Annotated in this window: 20 protein-coding genes; all 20 read right to left on the bottom strand. The window is 33.4% G+C overall.

The window, feature by feature from the left end; all coding sequences use genetic code 11:
• Positions 1–125 precede the first annotated feature (125 nt).
• Complete coding sequence (locus BA768_RS03945; protein WP_065719781.1) at positions 126–503, bottom strand: hypothetical protein; 378 nt, start codon at positions 501–503, stop codon at positions 126–128.
• 27 nt (positions 504–530) lie between these two features.
• Positions 531–866, bottom strand: coding sequence for a hypothetical protein (locus BA768_RS03940; RefSeq protein WP_065719780.1), 336 nt, complete (start codon positions 864–866; stop codon positions 531–533).
• Between the two features lie 4 nt (positions 867–870).
• Positions 871–1,857, bottom strand: coding sequence for an endonuclease/exonuclease/phosphatase family protein (locus tag BA768_RS03935; RefSeq protein WP_065719779.1), 987 nt, complete (start codon positions 1,855–1,857; stop codon positions 871–873).
• Positions 1,858–1,928: 71 nt separating this feature from the next.
• Positions 1,929–2,867, bottom strand: a complete 939-nt coding sequence (locus BA768_RS03930; RefSeq protein ID WP_228388281.1) for an endonuclease/exonuclease/phosphatase family protein — start codon at positions 2,865–2,867, stop codon at positions 1,929–1,931.
• Positions 2,868–2,924: 57 nt separating this feature from the next.
• On the bottom strand, positions 2,925–3,656 hold the full coding sequence (locus BA768_RS03925; RefSeq protein WP_034677554.1) for a rhomboid family intramembrane serine protease: 732 nt from the start codon (positions 3,654–3,656) through the stop codon (positions 2,925–2,927).
• A 4-nt stretch (positions 3,657–3,660) separates the two neighbouring features.
• Positions 3,661–5,439 (bottom strand): DNA mismatch repair endonuclease MutL, encoded by a 1,779-nt coding sequence (gene mutL, locus BA768_RS03920; protein ID WP_034677555.1) that lies wholly within the window; start codon positions 5,437–5,439, stop codon positions 3,661–3,663.
• Positions 5,440–5,628: 189 nt separating this feature from the next.
• Positions 5,629–6,483, bottom strand: a complete 855-nt coding sequence (locus BA768_RS03915; RefSeq protein ID WP_034677556.1) for a YoaK family protein — start codon at positions 6,481–6,483, stop codon at positions 5,629–5,631.
• A 36-nt stretch (positions 6,484–6,519) separates the two neighbouring features.
• The gene (locus BA768_RS03910; protein ID WP_065719777.1) at positions 6,520–7,017 is read right to left on the bottom strand and encodes a hypothetical protein; all 498 of its coding nucleotides are present in this window, start codon (positions 7,015–7,017) and stop codon (positions 6,520–6,522) included.
• A gap of 131 nt (positions 7,018–7,148) precedes the next feature.
• Positions 7,149–8,561: a sensor histidine kinase gene (locus tag BA768_RS03905; RefSeq protein WP_065719776.1), complete on the bottom strand. Its 1,413-nt coding sequence runs from the start codon at positions 8,559–8,561 to the stop codon at positions 7,149–7,151.
• 3 nt (positions 8,562–8,564) lie between these two features.
• On the bottom strand, positions 8,565–9,272 hold the full coding sequence (locus BA768_RS03900; RefSeq protein ID WP_034677559.1) for a response regulator transcription factor: 708 nt from the start codon (positions 9,270–9,272) through the stop codon (positions 8,565–8,567).
• A 113-nt stretch (positions 9,273–9,385) separates the two neighbouring features.
• On the bottom strand, positions 9,386–10,273 hold the full coding sequence (locus tag BA768_RS03895; RefSeq protein WP_065719775.1) for a hypothetical protein: 888 nt from the start codon (positions 10,271–10,273) through the stop codon (positions 9,386–9,388).
• Between the two features lie 9 nt (positions 10,274–10,282).
• A complete protein-coding gene (locus BA768_RS03890) occupies positions 10,283–11,626 on the bottom strand; it encodes a beta-carotene 15,15'-monooxygenase (protein WP_065719774.1) in 1,344 nt (447 codons plus the stop codon).
• Between the two features lie 4 nt (positions 11,627–11,630).
• Positions 11,631–12,038, bottom strand: a complete 408-nt coding sequence (locus tag BA768_RS03885; RefSeq protein WP_065719773.1) for a hypothetical protein — start codon at positions 12,036–12,038, stop codon at positions 11,631–11,633.
• A 5-nt stretch (positions 12,039–12,043) separates the two neighbouring features.
• A complete protein-coding gene (locus BA768_RS03880; RefSeq protein ID WP_065719772.1) occupies positions 12,044–12,409 on the bottom strand; it encodes a DUF6804 family protein in 366 nt (121 codons plus the stop codon).
• A gap of 29 nt (positions 12,410–12,438) precedes the next feature.
• The gene (locus BA768_RS03875) at positions 12,439–12,723 is read right to left on the bottom strand and encodes a hypothetical protein (RefSeq protein WP_065719771.1); all 285 of its coding nucleotides are present in this window, start codon (positions 12,721–12,723) and stop codon (positions 12,439–12,441) included.
• 19 nt (positions 12,724–12,742) lie between these two features.
• On the bottom strand, positions 12,743–14,014 hold the full coding sequence (locus tag BA768_RS03870) for a hypothetical protein (RefSeq protein WP_034677566.1): 1,272 nt from the start codon (positions 14,012–14,014) through the stop codon (positions 12,743–12,745).
• An 11-nt stretch (positions 14,015–14,025) separates the two neighbouring features.
• On the bottom strand, positions 14,026–15,096 hold the full coding sequence (locus BA768_RS03865) for a type I restriction endonuclease (RefSeq protein WP_065719770.1): 1,071 nt from the start codon (positions 15,094–15,096) through the stop codon (positions 14,026–14,028).
• Between the two features lie 12 nt (positions 15,097–15,108).
• Positions 15,109–15,441 carry a YegP family protein gene (locus BA768_RS03860; RefSeq protein ID WP_065719769.1) on the bottom strand — a complete coding sequence of 111 codons (333 nt, stop codon included), beginning with the start codon at positions 15,439–15,441 and terminating at the stop codon, positions 15,109–15,111.
• Positions 15,442–15,563: 122 nt separating this feature from the next.
• Positions 15,564–16,226, bottom strand: coding sequence for a DNA-binding response regulator (locus tag BA768_RS03855; RefSeq protein ID WP_034677569.1), 663 nt, complete (start codon positions 16,224–16,226; stop codon positions 15,564–15,566).
• Entirely contained in the window at positions 16,219–17,865 is a 1,647-nt protein-coding gene (locus BA768_RS03850) for an ATP-binding protein (protein ID WP_065719768.1), read from the bottom strand. Before BA768_RS03850 ends, BA768_RS03855 begins: the two co-directional genes overlap by 8 nt.
• Positions 17,866–17,888: the final 23 nt, after the last annotated feature.

Below are 17,888 nucleotides of genomic sequence, written 5' to 3'. Positions count from 1 at the left end.
TTAAAGACTACTTTTGAATTAGTTAACACAAAGCAAATTACAAAATTTGCAACTATTAGGAAAGCTCAGGCTTTCCTTTTTTGCATTAAAAAGGCTGTCTCTCTTTTGAGACAGCCTCTTTTTTATTATTTCTTTAAATCTTCTTTCAGCTTTTTTGCAGCATCTTCTACTTTTTGAGCTCCGGTTGCTGCGGTATTTTTAACATCTTTACTCACATCCTGTGCTCCTTCCTTGATGTCTTTACCAACCTCATGAATATCTGCTTTAGCTTTTTCAGCAGTTGATTCAATCTTGTTTCCGGCATTATCTACTTTGGTTTTAATATCGTTTTTGGCCTGGTCAACCTTGGCTGTATCCATTCCTAAACCTGTTGTGGTTTCTGTAGTAGTGGTTGTTGTTACCGAACCGTCAGGATTTTCTACCTGTTCTGTTTTTGTAGTGGATTTTGTACATGCTACGAAAAGCGCAGATACTGAGATCGCAGCTAAGATTTGTTTTTTCATTTTGTATATTTTTTTAAGTTGAAATTGTTACTCTCTGGTTTCAGCTGACTGATTTTGTGCTTCTTTTTCTTTTTTCTCAGCGTCAGCTTTCTTTTTGTTTTCTTTTTCTAATTCTTCTTTAATCCGTTTTTCTTCTTCCTGCAATTTTAAGGCCTCTTTCAAAGAATCCTGATATTTTTGGGAAGACATTCTTATCTGCCTCGCAATATCTACTGAAGTTGCTCCCGGTGAAAAAGAATCTATTGCCGTGGTATCATAATGTGCCTTCAGTTCCTGAATATTATTTTCAGGAGCAGCTTCTCTTTTTGAGCACGAAATAATTACAACGGATAAAACAATACCGACAAAAAACAGATTTTTCATGCGACTAATTTAAAAGAAATTCAGCAATTACAGGATAGTGATCAGATAATTTTACCGAGTAATCTACTTTATAGCTTTTAGGAATGATATTTTTTGAACTGAATATATAATCTATTCTCAATGGAAATTTGAAGTCGTGAAAACTTGTAGAGCTCCCATTTCCTGCTTTTACAAAAGCATCATCTAAGTTTTTGCCTAAATTATAATACTCCCATGAATTCGGAACCGAATTGAAATCACCCGCAAGAATAACCGGATATGGCGAATTGTCGACCACTTTTCTGATTTTTCTTACCTGCTCTTCATGAGTTCTGAATGTAGGAATAAGTTTAGAAAAGATTGTTTTAATTTTATTATTCTCTTTTTTATCGGAATTTTCGTCTTCCATTCCGAGCATATTTTTATTAAGCCTGAAAGGTTCAAGATAAACATTGATTACCCTTACAATTCTACCATTAATATCTATATCGGCATAGAAAGAATTTCCCTTTGACCTGTCGTTGATTAAATCACACTGTCTTACGATTTTATGCTTTGTTTTTAAAATGACTGACGGATATTTTACCAGATCAGATCGTAATGCCTGATTGGTGTCTTTTTCCTGAACAAGAATGATGTCGGCATTCTGCTGCCTGATGTAATTTTTTACATTATCCCAGCCTGAACTTCCGTATTTTACATTATACGTTAAAACTTTTATATCCGTTTTGGATTGATTAATGCTTTCATCTTGCGGCGAAAAATTGATCCATCTTCTGATCGGATTGTAAAAAATGAAGGTGGAGAGAACAAAAACAAGGGCTATTTTTTTCTTCTTAATTACCCAGATGAGTGTAAATAAAAGATGAAGCAAAATCAGATACGGGAAACCGAGAGAAAGCAGATTGAGTTTGCTGAAATAGGTCGGTGCGATCCATGCATTGGCGAACGTGCAGATTAAAAGTAATAAAACACCCAAATGTAAGAACAGAAAAATATGCAACCGCTTCATAAGAACTCAAATATGCATTTTGGCAACAAAAATTCTGCCAATCACTGTTTTAAATACATAGAAATAAGCTTTTAATCGATTTTAAAAGTTGCGATCACCGGAAAATGATCCGAAAGTTTTTCGGAACGATCAACAGTGTAGCTTACTGGTTTGATAGATTCTGAAGTAAAAATATAATCGATTCGCAAAGGATATTTATAATCATGAAAAGTTGTTCCGCTGCCTTTTCCAACCTCATAGAAAGCATCTTTTAACCCTTTTGAAGTTTCATAATATTCGTAAGAATTGGGAACTGCATTGAAATCGCCCGCAACAATTACCGGATAAGGAGAATTGTCAATGTTTTCTCGGATAATTCTGACTTGTTCCTGATGTGCTTTAAAAGTGGGAATTAATCTTTTAACTAAATCTTTTACCTTTTTCTCGTCTTCATCACCATTTCCGTTAAGCTTTACCATGCTTTTTACAAATCCGAAAGATTCTAAATGTACATTGAAAACACGGTAGATTTTTCCTTTGATTTCCAAATCTATTTGTTCACATTGTGCAGTTATATCGGTATCTTGAAGATTTTCAAAAAGGTTTTTGCGATTGATAACTTTATATTTGGAGTAAAAAGCAATTACAGGAAGCGAATATTCCCCTTTAAGATTATTCAGGTTAAAATCAGATCCGGATTCTTGGAGAAAAACAATATCTGCATTTTGACGGTTAATGTATTTTTCAATTTTGTCAAGTCCCAGCTTGCCTCCTTTTATATTAAAGGTAACAATTTTTAGATTTGCAGTTTCTTTGCTTTCTGAAGAATAATTGATCCATCTTTTTACGGGATTTAGAAAAAACAATCCCAAAAACATAAAAATAAATGCTCTTTTTTTCCAACTGAAAATCCAGAAAAATGTAAGCAAAACGTACCCGATCGCCAAAAGCGGAAAGCCTAAAGACAATAAATTAAACCAAGGAAAAATTTTTGGTGGAATATAGGCGTTCAGCAAAACTCCTGTTAGCATAAACAGCAGTGCTAAATGCAATATAAAAACGATGATCCGGAAAATTTTCACGATAAATTAATTAAATCTATATAAATGTTTTTTCCAGATTTTGGCTAAAATAAACCCGACAATTGCTCCACCGACGTGAGCTAAATGTGCGATTCCGCCAACATTTCCTGTAACACCCAATCCTATAGAAACGATAATAACTACAGGCAATACATATTTTACTTTTACAGGAACAGGAATAAACATAATTCCGATTTTTGCTTCGGGATAAAGTGTTGCAAAAGCTGCAATAACACCAAATATAGCACCAGATGCACCAACCATTGGCACGGCAATTATATTTTTTAAACTTTCAACTAACCCTTGTTGAGCAAGTACAGCTTCTGAATTCCCTTTGAATTGAACTGAATCTCCTGCTAAATAACCATTAACATCAAATCCAAAGCCTTCCAAACTCGACTTTATCTGCTCAACTTCAATAAAGTTCCATACATTAAATAAGAAGAAAGCACCAAGTCCGCTCAAAAAGTAAAGAATTAAATATTTTTTATCACCCAAGCTCTGCTCTAGTATCGGGCCAAAGCTGAATAAAGTTAACATATTAAATAAAATATGCATAATGCTTCCATGCATAAACATATGAGTAATGATCTGCCACGAATGGAAAAATGGTGAAAACGGATAGAATCCTGCTAAATAAGCATCAACCTGATTATTATTAAGAATATTTACAACAATAAATACAATAACATTTATAATAATCAGATTTCGGGTAAGCGGCGGTATATTATTAAACATCTACTTAAAATTTATTTTTAAAATCATTAAACGGAACTTCATAAAAACATCTTTTTCCGTTAGGTAAAAATTCGGGGAAACCTAATGCAGTGAAGTCTTTAATCAATTGTTCTGCATCAGCTTTGTAAATGAAATCAAAACGGGATTTCGACTGCATTTTGTTCCATTGGTTTTGGTAGAAATGTAAAAACTCTTCTTCGGTTTTATATTCTAAAATTTCAAAAAGATTTTCCAGAAATTTCATAACCTGAGATTCTTTTAAGCCTTCCGGAACGGCATCAATTCTCAAAACATTTTCGTGAGCCACAGTCATTTCAAATCCTAATTCAGGAAGGTATTTTTTGATAGACTTATATTTCGATTTCTCAATCTCATTCATGTGATATTCCAGAGAAAATAAAAGAGACTGGCTGTTTGTGCTTTTCTTCTGTTTATTGTTATTCTCCGAAACCAACAGACGGTGCATTCTGCCCAAATCGAGCATAAGCGTTGCATCACCTTTGTTGAACAACCAGTACCCGTTGGGAAGACGCATTAAATCTTCATCAAAATCTTCATCTTCAAAAAGATTAATTTTTGAAGGTTCCGCAGAAATATTCTGATGATACATTTCTGCTAAATTCTGAATCTCTGCTTTAGAAGTAGTCTGCCTTTCTTCCAGAAAAGGATTGTAATCACGGTCTACAATAATTTCGGGCATTTTTATGCTTGCCGTATTGCTTTTGCTTGGGAAACTTTTCTGCATGATTTCGTCAAGCTGAGGATCTCTCTCAAAATCCAGACTTGGTGCGACATTATAAATTCCCAAAGAACGTTTAATGGTTGAACGAAGCAAAGCGAAAATAAGATGTTCATCTTCAAATTTCACTTCCGTTTTTTGCGGATGGATATTCACATCGATTTTTTCAGGATCTAATTCAAGAAAAAGAAAAAATGTCGGAATATATCCGGGTAAAAGCAATCCTTCAAATGCTTCCTGAACAGCTTTGTTAAAATACGGACTTTTAAAAAATCTTCCGTTGACGAAAAGAAACTGTTCGCCTCGTGTTTTTTTCGCACCTTCCGGCTTTGCAACAAAACCGTGAAGTTTACACCAAAGAATATCTTCTTTAATAGGAATCAACTGCGGATGAAGTTTTCTGCCGAAAATATCTACAATTCTCTGCATCTGAGTTCCTTTTCTCAGTTTGAAAACAGGATCGTCATCATGGAAAAGAGAAAATTCAAGATTTTCATGCGCCAAAGCAACACGCTGAAACTCATCGATCACATGACGGAATTCTATATTGTTGTTTTTCAGAAACTTCCTTCTTGCCGGAACGTTGTAGAAAAGATTTTTTACTAAAAAATTTGATCCTTCAGAAGTTTGTACCGGCTCCTGAAACTGGAAAACTCCGCCTTCTATATAAATATTGGTTCCTAAAGCGGCGTCTTTAAGTTTTGTCTTTAATTCAACCTGAGAAACAGCGGCGATAGAAGCCAAAGCTTCACCCCGGAAGCCTTTTGTGGCAATTTTAAATATATCTTCAGTTCCTCTGATTTTTGAAGTGGCATGTCTTTCAAAAGCCATTCTTGCATCGGTTTCAGACATTCCTTTTCCGTCATCAGCGACCTGAATCAGGTTTTTTCCTGCATCCCGTATAATCAGCTCTATCTTCGTAGCTCCCGCATCGATGGAGTTCTCCAAAAGTTCTTTTACAATGGATGCAGGTCGCTGCACCACTTCACCTGCTGCGATTTGGTTGGCTACATGATCGGGTAAAAGCTGAATAATATCTGACATAAAATGAGTAATGAACTTACAAAAATAGGCAAAGCAAATAAGATTTAAAACAGTAAAACAATGATTTAAAATTAAGTTATCCCTAACTTTTGCACAATCCCATTAATAAAAAGCCCCTAATTGTATAACAACCAGGAGCCCCAAACTAAGTATATACAAATTTGTGCTGTCCAAAATTCATGAATGATGTTACATCATTTTTTCTTCTAAAACGAGTTTAGATTTTTCCGGTTTCTTTTGTTTGCCCGCCACTTCTGCGCTTCCATGGATTTTATCATAGATTACAGACAAAACATTAGGTTTCTGATAGATCTTGGTGTACCTGTAGTTGGTATAAAAATGTCTCAGGTGAATTTTGTAAAAATCATATCCGATCACCACTACCAAGCAAACGCTGATTACATAAAATACACTGAATTCCAGATAATAATAAGTTAATCCTGAAAATACAGCTCCCAAAACATATGCAAACATAATACTCAACAGAAGTTTACCTCTTGCCATCAATTCAGGGTTTTTTCTGTATTTTTTGTGCGTGAACATCGATGCCAGAATTCCTAAGTCGGTTGTTGTTCCGGTAAGGTGCGTGGTTTTCACCAAGAAATTGGAGATACTTGCCGTTAAACCATTCTGCAAACCTGTTGCAAATAACATTAATCCTACAAGAACTTCAGCTTCTTCCAAGGTTTTCTGATAATAATGATGTCCGTAAAAACCAACGGCCAACAAACATAAAATTTCTAAAACCAATGGCATGGCGTGTGCAAAATACTTGCTTTTCCGGTTGAAATTGATCACGAAAAAGTTGGCAGTAAAACTTCCGAAGAAGAAAAGGAAGATCCATGCGCCTACAACAGCAACCTGTCCCCAGTTTCCTTTACTGATTTCTGCTGCAAAAACAGCGTAATGTCCCGTTACGTTTGATGTAAAAGAGAGAAATATTAATAGAGATGCTATATTTATAGTTCCTGCGGTAAAAGCAGTCAGCGTCCCCAGTCTTATGTTGTCTCCCAACGTTCTGCTGTTACTATAATTTCTTAACATTTTTTTGAATTTTAAAAAGTTTATCTTGAATTTTAATTAAACTTCCACGAATACTTCAGCAAGTCTGCCTTTTTCGGGCATAAACTTCGGTGTTCCCAATACCACTTCGTACGATTCAAGATCTTTGCTTTTTTTGATGAATGGTGCAAGATCGAATCTGCCTTTGGAATTTTTATCTTTAAGAGAGGTAGAATAATAAGCTTCTGTGATGTCTTCGGCTTTTACATAATTATTGAAAGCTCTCTGGAAACTTCCCGAGAAAATGTCGCAGACAATTTTGTCTACCAAATGCGGATATTTGTTAACGATAATTCCGTACGCGTCACAGAATTCTTTGGTTCTGATCTTGTTGAATATGGTAGATTTCGTCGTAAAAAGAAGATCTCTGATAGAATCTCCCATGTCATAGCCCGATACAAGTAAGATTCTGTACTGCGTGTCATTTTCTTCTGCGTTTTTCTCTTTTAAAACTCTTTTTAAAATGTTCAGAGACTCAAGAGAATAATCTGTTGCTATTAAAATGGTTTTGATCATATCTTTAGATTTAGTTGTGTAACATCTTTTGATACTACAAAACTATATCGGTAAGATTAGAAGATCTTTGGAACGGAATTAAAATGTCATTAAAGAGATTAAAATGAGATTAGAATTGCTTCTTAATGAATCTATGAAGGACTTTCTTCCTGCAAAATTGTACCGTAGATAGTAGGAAATCTCATCTGCACCGTCGTTCCCTGATTTTCATGAGAACTCACCAGAAGTTCGCCGTTGTGCATTCTTACAATATTTCTTGCCAGAGGAAGACCTATGCCATAACCTTCATAATTTCGGGTATTGGAAGCACGGAAAAACGGGTCGTAGATTTTATTCATTTCAGATTCCGGGATACCGATTCCGTTGTCTTTTATGATGATGTAAAGATCAGTATCTGTTGCTCCGATCGAAACTTTTACCTGTTGATGATTAGAATATTTGCAGCCGTTGTTGATGATATTCGCAACCGCCAAGTGAAGAAGCTGCTCATTTCCCTGAACTTTCAGTTTTTTCGGATTATCGGGAAGCATACTGATGTCGAGATAGATATTGTTTCTTGAATCGATTCTTCTTAGAGTTTCAATCACATCCCATAAAAGCTGGTCGACTCTTACTTTATCAATTTTCGTGATTTTTCCGTCAAAACCTGTTTGTGCAATGAGAAGAAGTGCTTTTATTTTTTTATCGAGCTTTTCGGCTTCATCAAGAATAATCTCGAGTGTTTCTTTATATTCTTCTGCAGTCCGGTTGATCGAAAGGGCAACATCGGCTTCTCCCATAATCGATGTAAGCGGAGTGCGGAGCTCATGAGAAACATTTCCGATCAAATGATTCTGGGTTTCGAAAGAGGTTTCGATTCTTGTCAACATGGTGTTGAAGGTTTCCACCAGTTCGTTCAGTTCTTTATTATCCGCTTGAGGTTCAAGTCTTAAATGGAGGTTTTCAGAACTGATTTCCTTTACTTTTCCTGTAATTTTCAGAATCGGTTTAAACAAAGTTTTAGACAAATAAAAAGAGAAAATCATACTGAAGAAGATCGAGAGGATCATACAGGTAATCAGAGTTCTCTTTAAAAATCCGAGATAATGAACAACATAATGGTTTTTTGCCGAAGCAATCGCAATGTAATCTTTGTTTTGATATTTAAAAGATTGCCCGATATAATAAAACTCAGAATCGTTGTAGTTGGCTTCACCGGTTCTGATAATATTTTTAAAAAAAGAATCGGGGATATGAACTTCGTGCGAAATTTTTTTGAAATTGGAGTCTTCCGGAACCGCAAAAACATAATCTCTTTCCATCGGAAGCTCCTCATCATTTCTGCTGTTGAGGATGTAATTTTCTGGAAGATCGAGGTGCTCTTTACCTTTTTCGATCTGTACAATCGTTGTTGTACGGATTTTCAGCAATTCATAAAAACGCTGATGCGAAAAATTTACAATAGAAAAATAGACCGATGCCCCAAAAATCAGGATAACGGTTGTGAAAACAACCATCAGAAGCACCATCGTTTTGGTCTGATTGGTAATAACTCTATTGAACATTTTCTAAGGTTTTTTTAAAACATAGCCCATTCCAATTACAGTATGAATGAGTTTGTTATCTTCCTGATTATCTATTTTTTTTCTTAAATAATTTACATAAACATCCACCACATTGGTTCCCAGCTCGTAATTCACGCCCCAGACTGCATCCAGAATTTCTGCTCGGGAAATTACTTTTTCGGGATTGTTAAGGAAATACATCAGAAGCTTGTATTCGGTGGAGGTCAACGAAACTTCTTCTCCTGCACGAATTACCTTTTTGGTATAATCGTTCACCATTAAATCTGAAAATTTAAAAACATACTCATTATCTTCTTCATTTTCATTGGTTTCGGGAGCTGTGATCGGATTGCTTCTTCTTAAAAGAGATTTTATTCTTGCAACCAGTTCGATAAATTTGAAAGGTTTTACGAGATAATCGTCGCCGCCATTTTCAAGACCCAGAACAATATTTTCTGAAGTTCCCAAGGCCGTTAAAAACAAAATGGGAACACTTTTGTTGGTTTTGCGAATTTCTTTGCAGACATCAAGTCCGTTCATTTCAGGCAGCATAATATCCAGGATAACGAGATCGAAATCATTTTCCTGTACCAAATTTACCCCGGTACGTCCGTCGAAAGCAACAGAAATTTCATATCCTTTTTCCTGCAGTCCTTTTTTAATAAAAGAAACAACGCTGGTTTCATCCTCAATCAGAACAATTTTTTTCATAAAACGTAGTGAACTTCACAAAAATAGGAAAAAGATCGGAAACAGAAGATGTGTATCCCAAAAGCAAAAAAGACGAATACAAGATTCGCCCTTTCGTTATATGTGGAGTGTTTTTAGTTTTTATTTGAAATGGCTTTCAGAATAATAGGTTCGATATTAGAAGGAAGATCTGCAGATTTGATCTGATAACTTTTAATTTTCATTTCTTTAAACCAGTTTTCCCAGTATTCTTTGATAACGTCGGCTTCAAATGGATTTCCTTTTGCCGGGTTTATGCCTAAAACGATGACTTCAAGATTCTCGAGATCGTCATTAGCTTTCACAAAACCTAAATTTTTATCCTGAATTTTAGCTTTAAAATCTGATGAGCTCAATTTTAGTGACTTTACGAGTTCAGGAGTGAGGTAAGATGTTTTTTGACCTTCTGAAAATTTAGAATCCTTATGATAAATATATCCGTCGGTTAAAATAAAAAGTACATTTCTATGATCATCTTTTATACAATAGTCTTTCACTTTATTTTTAAAAAACTCCCAAATATCAGAACCCACATATTTTTTATCTTTTATAGCAGACTGATAAATCTGTAAAGGCAAATCTGAGTATTTTTTCTCAATCAGACTGATGTTTTCTTTTGTCGTATTCTTGTCAAACGAAACTTTTAGTTCTTTGGTAAGTTCGTTCATTTTGGGATCTGATGGTTCGGGGTTAAAGAAAACCTGCATCTGATCGTTCAGCTGAATAACCTTTTTACTTTTAATATGATCTAAAAACCCTTTTTCAATGGCTTTGATATATTCTGTATCTCTTTGAAAATATTCCATGGTGGGATTCGGATTTTTCTCAGGATCAATTCGGTCTGAAAGATCGATCAGAATACTTATGTTCAGGTTTTTTGCTGAATTATTAGTAGGAACAGAATTTTCTGCTTTGGGTTTTTCCGGGTTTCCACACTGTATAAAGAATGTGAAAATTAGCAATAGATAAAATATTTTTTTCATAATAAGATTTTATAAAACAGACATATAAACAGAGTTCTGACTATCGGAATTGGCTCCCACTTTATTCAGGTTGTAATTGTATTGTTTCTTGCACTCTTCGATCATATCCTGCTTTACAGAATGTGAAACGGCGAGTTTTTCACTGATGAACGTAATCCAACCCTGCATATATTCTGAAGCGTAAAGTTTGTAATCTTTAGTCGGAATAATCACTCCGTCAATAATATTCTGAAGTTCTTCGATTCTTCCTTTTGCTTTGGCAATAAGTTCTTTTATGCTTCCGATAGCGTTTCTTACTTCTTCTTTTTGCTTTTCGAAATCCAGAATTCTTTCCTGATGAACAAGAATGTCCTTCTGTCTTCTCACCTGTTCGTTTTTAATTTTATCTTTTTCTTTATGTTCTTTCATCACAAAATCAAATACAAGCCCCCAAATAATATAGACAATAAATCCGGCGAAAATAATTCCCCAAAACTGATTTTTTGTAAATGCAACAGAAAGATCGAAAGGAGGTGAGTTGAAAGTTTTGTTTAATTCATAAAGTTTAGATTCTATTTCGTAAGCTAAAATGGCGTCAAAAACAAAGGTGATGATGAAAAGTAAGGCAACTTTAGCATAATTGACAAAATTCTTGTTCTCTCCAAACATATGAATCAAATATCCCAAACCTAAAAACACAAAAGGAATTAATGTAACGAAAGCTCCTTCTAATGGTCCTTCGCTCCATGCTTTATTGAACGCTTGTGCATCTAAAACACTTTGGATAATATTTCCGTTCGCATCAAAACTTTTGAAGAAAGCCGAATAGGAAGTAGAAATATAGAAGGTAAAAAGGTATAAGCTGATCGGCAGGAGAAGAAACAATCCGATCCAGAATTTCGTTGAAGCTCCTTTTGTTGCCTTTACATTATAGGCTTCTGGATTTCTTGGCAGATCATTAATTTCAAATTTCAGATTTTCGATTTTGTCCTGTACTGATTTAATATCTTCACCGATAATATTGAGCTGATCTTCTTTGTTATCTAAAGAAACAGTTAAACCTTTGATTTCTGTTTCCTTATTCTTCTGTTCGTTTAAATAAGGTTCTTTCAGTTTATTTTGCTTATCAACAAGCTCTTTTTCTTCGTTCTGGAATTTAGAATAAATGGCATCGAGGCAAATAGAAAGCGCAGTATGGTTTCCGCTGTTTCTTGAGCTGTCCCGATAGCCGGATTCGTGATAGGTACGCTTTCTGTTTTCTTCATTCGATTCTCCGTTCAAAACTTCATTTTTTGGAAGCTGAGGTTGACTTTCATCATTCGGAACGGGTTTTAATCTGAATAAATTTTTAATATTGGAAGTTACGGCATTCATATGTTTAATTATTTAGGTCATTAAGAATATCCTTTTTTGTTTTTCCCTGCTTTACGGCTTCGATGAAATAATCGACAATTTCTTTCACGTTTTCCTCCAAAAATCCGAACATGGCAACATATTTTTCTAATGCTGAATATTCATTTGGAGTGACGATTCCGTCTGCCCATATCATTACCGTAAGATCATAGAGATATTCTACTTTTTCTTCAATGCTTTCAGGAATTAAAGATTTGGAATTGATGGGATTTAAAAGAATTTCATCTAAATTTTTTGCTGAAATTCCCCTTTCTTCTGCAGATTTGTACAACATTTTCAATTCGAGCGGACTAAAATCGTCGTCACAAATTGCCATTTGATACAATCTTAAAAAATGAGCTTTAAGATTTTCTGATATTTGTATTGTTTCCATAGTTTTTATTTAATTATTCTGTCTCGTGTTCGTTTTGTTTTTTCGGGCTGTACATCAATTGTTTCCGGTTCTTTTTGTTTTTTGTTTTTCTGAATTAAGCTGTAGAAATAATAGAGTAGTAAAAGCCCGACCAAACAATCAATGAAAATCCAATAAGGTTTCAAATAAAAATAAATCGGGAAAATCGGATTGAAAAGAATGAAAACCAAAACAAAAGTGATGAACCAAAATCTTCTGGTTTTAAATTCATTCACAATAATTATTAATGACATGAATGAAACGATAATCCGAAGAAATGTATAATAGCCAATCGGTAAATCGACAATGCCGATGAAACAGCATAATGCAGCGATAATGATGAGGTATTTCATGGTATAGTTTTTAGTCGGGCTTATGAAATTTAATTACAGCTTGAACAGTACGATCTGTCTACATATTCTCTGCTGTTTCCAGCCATATAATAACAACCACCTCTTTTTCCAATGTATAAAGTATGACCGTTATAAGTACATCCTTTGTTTCTGGATGCAGTAGTAGATCTTTTCTTTTTACTTTTTTTACTTTTCTTTTTAGGCTTTGTTGTTGAAAGTTCTGTTTTAGCTGCTGCTGAATTTTCTTTTGCCAAAAAGTTTGCAGGTAATAATAGGCCTAATCCTAAAAGGATTGTAAATAGTAGTTTTTTCATGGTTTTAATGTTTAATTATTTATATGAATACTTCATTCATAGATTTTTCGTTCATCGCTTGTATTTTTAATGAATCATAGGAATCTCTGTATTGCCTGATAGAACTTAATAATCCAAGTGACATTATTTCTGCTTCGTTAAGGTTTAATCGCAAGAAATAGCTTTTGTTTTGAACAATAAATTCTATACTTCCTCCACGTATATCATGAGAGATCAATTTTAAAAAAGGAATCTGAAAACTTTTTCCTCCAGCATTAAAGACAATCCTTAAATTTGTAAGAAATAGAGTCCCTGGATGTATCTGTGTTACGTTTTCCTTTATTGGGCGAGATCTTCCGCCACCAACTCTTGCATTTACCCCTTTCATAACTCTAAAAGAAACACCGGTACTTGTAGTGGAGTAACCCCTGTGAACGATCTTGTTCTCAACTAAATTAGCATGAATGTTTAAGTAACATTGCTCGCCTTTGCTTAAATTTATAGGAGGATTATATACAACAGGAAAAATACCATGATCTAAATTCCATAATAATTTGGCATGTTGTAAGTTTTTAATCTTTCGCTCGGAAATGAAATTTTTAATATTTTGATTATCAATTTTCAGATTTCTTGTTATCTGTTTAAGTTCAGTTTCCTTAACAGGAGAAAGACGATTGTCAGATATTTTTTCTTCAAGAATTTTATTAAATATTGAAAAAGCAATTTTATTTTTGATTATTTCAGTTTGGTCTAATGGGAATTGAAGAAAAGTTGAGATGTATGTAATTTGTTGATTTTCAGAATCGGTTAATGTTTGGTCAGCATAACACTTATCAATCAAACCCTTAACAGTTCTTTCTGAAATTCTATTTTTTTCAAGAAAGATCTGTTGATCCGATAAATTGAAATATATTTTAATATCATTCAGTTTAGATATTTCATTATCATTGAGAATAAAATCTGAAATTGATGTACATAGAGTATTATAGTATATTTTTCTTCCAAGTTTTATTTTTTGCTTATCGCTGATTGTTTTTTTGTGATTTTGTATATTTTGCTGATAGATTGGCAGAATATTATCGAGATCGGAATAGTTAATTGTTTGCAAAATTTTATTGGTTCCATCAAAATCGATTTTTATTATTTTCTGAAAAATAAAATCACCTGTTAACGGAATTAAAAATGTTGTTAATACAATCATTACTATTGATGCTGTAAAACTCTGTTCTATTAATAGTCCTAATGAAATAAAAAGAAAAAGAACACCGAAAATCCATCGTAAAATTTTAATAATAAGTAAAAAATTTTTCATGGCTAATAATTTTAAGAATAGTTTTCTAATGTTTTAAGAAGTTCCTTTTTGTAATTATAAATCTCATCCAGATCATTTAATAACACCTTTTCTCCTGCATCTTTTCCGTTGTGGAAAGTTTCAAGATATTTATTGGCTGTATTAAAATGCAGTCTGCAAAGAGGCTTTCTGTTGTTGTCATCCAGTAAAATCCCAAAATAGGATAGGGTGTCTCTATAAGCAATTCTTGAAGAAGGAACTTTTTCTCTCAGAATCGCCTTTACAATTTGATAACCTTCCAGCTCTTCTTCAGTAGTTACAATTTTAGAATCATTATTCTCGTCTATGGAAGCGGAGTTTGTTATTTTTTCTTCCTGCTTTTCAATCTGTTCATTGATGCTGAGAGCAGATTTTAATCTAAAACTGATAGACTCGTTTATTGAAGTTGTTAAAGCTTTCTTCGTATATTCTTTAAAAGCAATCATTCTGTTGGCTGTTAAAGGCTTTTCAAAAAAACGCCCTACCAAAAGGCGAACAATCTCATCAGAAGGATTTTCTATTTCTTTTTCAAATTCTTTTCTGATGGCTTTAATGTATTTCAGAGCTTCGGCAGAATCTAAAATACTTTCGAGATTGTATCCTTTTTTTGTAAAGCTTTCGAGAATTTTTATGGAGCTATCTTTAATGTCCTCAATATTGATGGTGAAGAATGGCTTTTCATCCATAATATTGGGCTTTTCCAAATCAGTATAAAAATTATATACGATTCCGTTGGTAAGTACGCCAAATCTTGATTTAGAAACATGATAATATCGATGAAGCTGAGAATTATGAGCATCTGCACTTTCTTTCCAGTGTTTACATTCGATAATAAGAATAGGCTCATCATCTTTTCGGATAACATAATCTATTTTTTCACCTTTCTTTGTACCGATGTCACAAATGTGTTCCGGGATTACTTCAGTAGGGTTAAAAATATCATATCCCAAAATCTGAATAAAAGGCATAACAAAAGCATTCTTTGTAGCTTCTTCTGTCCCGATCTGATCTTTTAAGCCTACCACTTTTTGGTGGAGTTGCTCCAGTTTAATCTTTAAATCCATAGTTTCTAAATTTTATATGGTTTCGTCAATTATTTCTGCTTCAGGAGCATTGCTTTTTACAGATTCAATCCCGTTATCTCTTGCCGTAGAGGTTGTGTACATTTCGCTTGTTCCGATAATTTCGCCATTACCAGCTTTTAAATTGAAATAATATTGACTATTTGATGATGTCATCCTTTCATAACGACTATCAAAAGGCGAATTTGTCTTAACAGATTCAATTCCGTTTTTACATCCTGACTTTGTGGCGTAACCTTGGCTTGTAAGAATTACTTGTCCATTACCTGCTTTCAGGTTGAACTGATATTCATTATTTTTTCTTTTGGTAATAATAAATTTTCCCATGATTAATTTTGTTTAACTCTCCAAAAATATAACCCTTTGACATGCAATCATTACGGAAAACCGTAAAAACAAAAAACCTTTCAAAATTTTGAAAGGTTGTGTAATTAATAGGAGTATAGAATTTAGATAATTCCGAGATCTTTGCAGATAACGACCAGCTCAATGTTATTTTTGGCATTAAAAATTTCGCGAAGCTCATTCAGCCTTTTTTCGATGGAACTTTTGCTGTTGGGAGTGATATTATTCTGTTTAAAATGATCTTCAATTTCGCTTTGCGTAAAACCTTTTGCCAGTAGAGTTAATAGTAATTCGTCGTTTTCGGTAATTTCAAGCGGAGCATTTCTGATGGAGTTTAAAATTTCCTGTGGAATGACTTTTTCACCCTTAAAAATTTTTTTTATGGTATTTCTCAACTCTTTTCCATCATGTCTCCCTTTACTTACAAAACCGTCAATGGATAAAATTTTAAAAAGGTCATCGATGACTTTCGGCTTGTTTTCTATTGAGAAAGCGATGATCTTAAGCTTGGGATCAATGTTTTTCACCTCTCGAATCAACTCCTGACCCGACTTTAAATTTTGTTGGAAATGATCCTTGTCAAAGGACAGATCTGTAATGAGCAAATCGTAAGGTTCCTTTTCTGCTTCTGCGGTTTTTATTCTTTTTAAAGCATCGTCACAGTAACTCACAAAGTCAAAATGATCGATCTGAAGTTCTGTAAGCGCGTTTACAACACCCAGATTTCTCACCTCATGATCTTCGGCAATAAGAATTTTTTTAAACATATTTTGAATGTATTGGAATAGTTATTTTAATAATTAGACCTCCGTTAGGATTTTCTTCAAAAATAATGTCTCCTCCGATTGTATCAATACGGTTTTCCGTATTCCGTATCCCGGAACCTCTTTGAGTAGCTAAATTTTTAATTCCTTTTCCGTTATCGGTATAAGTGATATAAAGGATGTTGTCATCTTTTTCAAATTTTAAAACAACCATTTTGGCTTCACTGTGCTTTTTCATATTTACCAAAAATTCTCTTACCACATAAAACAGTTCAGACTGTGTATTTTGAGGGATATTTTCCCATATGTTTTCTGCATATTTTGTAAGGATAACTTTTTGCTCAGCTGTTGAATAGGAATTAATCATTTTGCCGAATCGCTCATGGAAATCAATCTCGGTTGATTTATCATGAGAAATGTCTCTTGATTCTTCATACATTTTTTCCATATCATTTAATATTTTCACTTTATTGATGTCAGGATTGTTATCAATATCGATCATCAGATGATAAAGTCCGTTGGCTACAACATCGTGAACTTTTTTGGAGTATTTGAGTTCGGTATTTTTTACTTCGAGTTGTTTTTCCTGTTGCAATCTTTTTTTTCTTTTTTTGTAATAGAATACCCCGCCGATTAATGTTAATACTAATGCCGCTATCCCAACATTTTTCTGTAAACCTTCAAAATCTTTTTCGGCATTGTCTGCTTTAAGTTTTTCTACATCAAATCTTATAAGTGCAAATTGATTTCTTGCTTTGTTCCTATTTATTTGAAGGTCACTATTAATAGATGTATATCTCCGAAAATTAGATAAATAGTTTTGTGGCTCTAATTCAATAATCTTCTTTAAAGCAATTAACTGATCATTTGGAATTTTAATTCTATCAGCTATTTCCAACATTTTCTTAGCATAAAATAAAGCACTGTCCCTATTTTTTTTGTTAAAATATTCAGAAAATGTTTCATAGCTTGAGTTTAAACCTTCCAGATCATTTTTATGAATTCGAATTTTTAAGCTCTCATGTAATTGAGGAAGGGGATTATATGTTTTATTATCAAGATATTTTGCTTTTGCAAGATTATTTAAAGCCTTTGCCTGATTGATACTATTTTTACTTAAAATGGCTTTCTGCAAAAATTTTTCTGCCAATCTAAATTTTTTCTGCGTTATTAATACATCTGCAATATTATTGTAACATAAATATCTTGATTCATCATTGTCGACATATTCTAAAGTTTTAGAATAAAATTCAAAGGATTTCTCGGGATTTTTCAAAAAATTGAAAGATATTGCAATATTGTTATAGTTAGTAGCTAATGTACTTCTCGTTGTGCTGTCTTTTACCTTTCTAAGATATTTATTTGCTTCTAACGATGACTCTATTCCTCCTAAATAATCTCCACTTTTCGTCTGTAATAATGCCATATTAACTAAAGACTTTCCTGTTTCTAAAGAATCTCTGTTTTTTATGTAATAATTTTTAGCAATATTATAATAATAAAAAGCAGAGTCAGTTTTATTTAATTCTCTGAATTTTTTAGCTTTTTGATAATTGAGTTCTCCGGCTTCAGAAATTGTTTTGTTTTTATTACAAGAGATAAAAAATATAATAATAAGGATTGCAGCAAAAAAGGATTTCATGATAATTAGTTTAATGCAAAATA

The sequence above is a fragment of the Chryseobacterium sp. CBo1 genome, from assembly GCF_001693475.1.
Classification (GTDB): Bacteria; Bacteroidota; Bacteroidia; order Flavobacteriales; family Weeksellaceae; genus Chryseobacterium; species Chryseobacterium formosense.
Note: the sequence above shows the minus strand (reverse complement) of the source record. Positions and strands in the feature narration are given on the sequence as shown.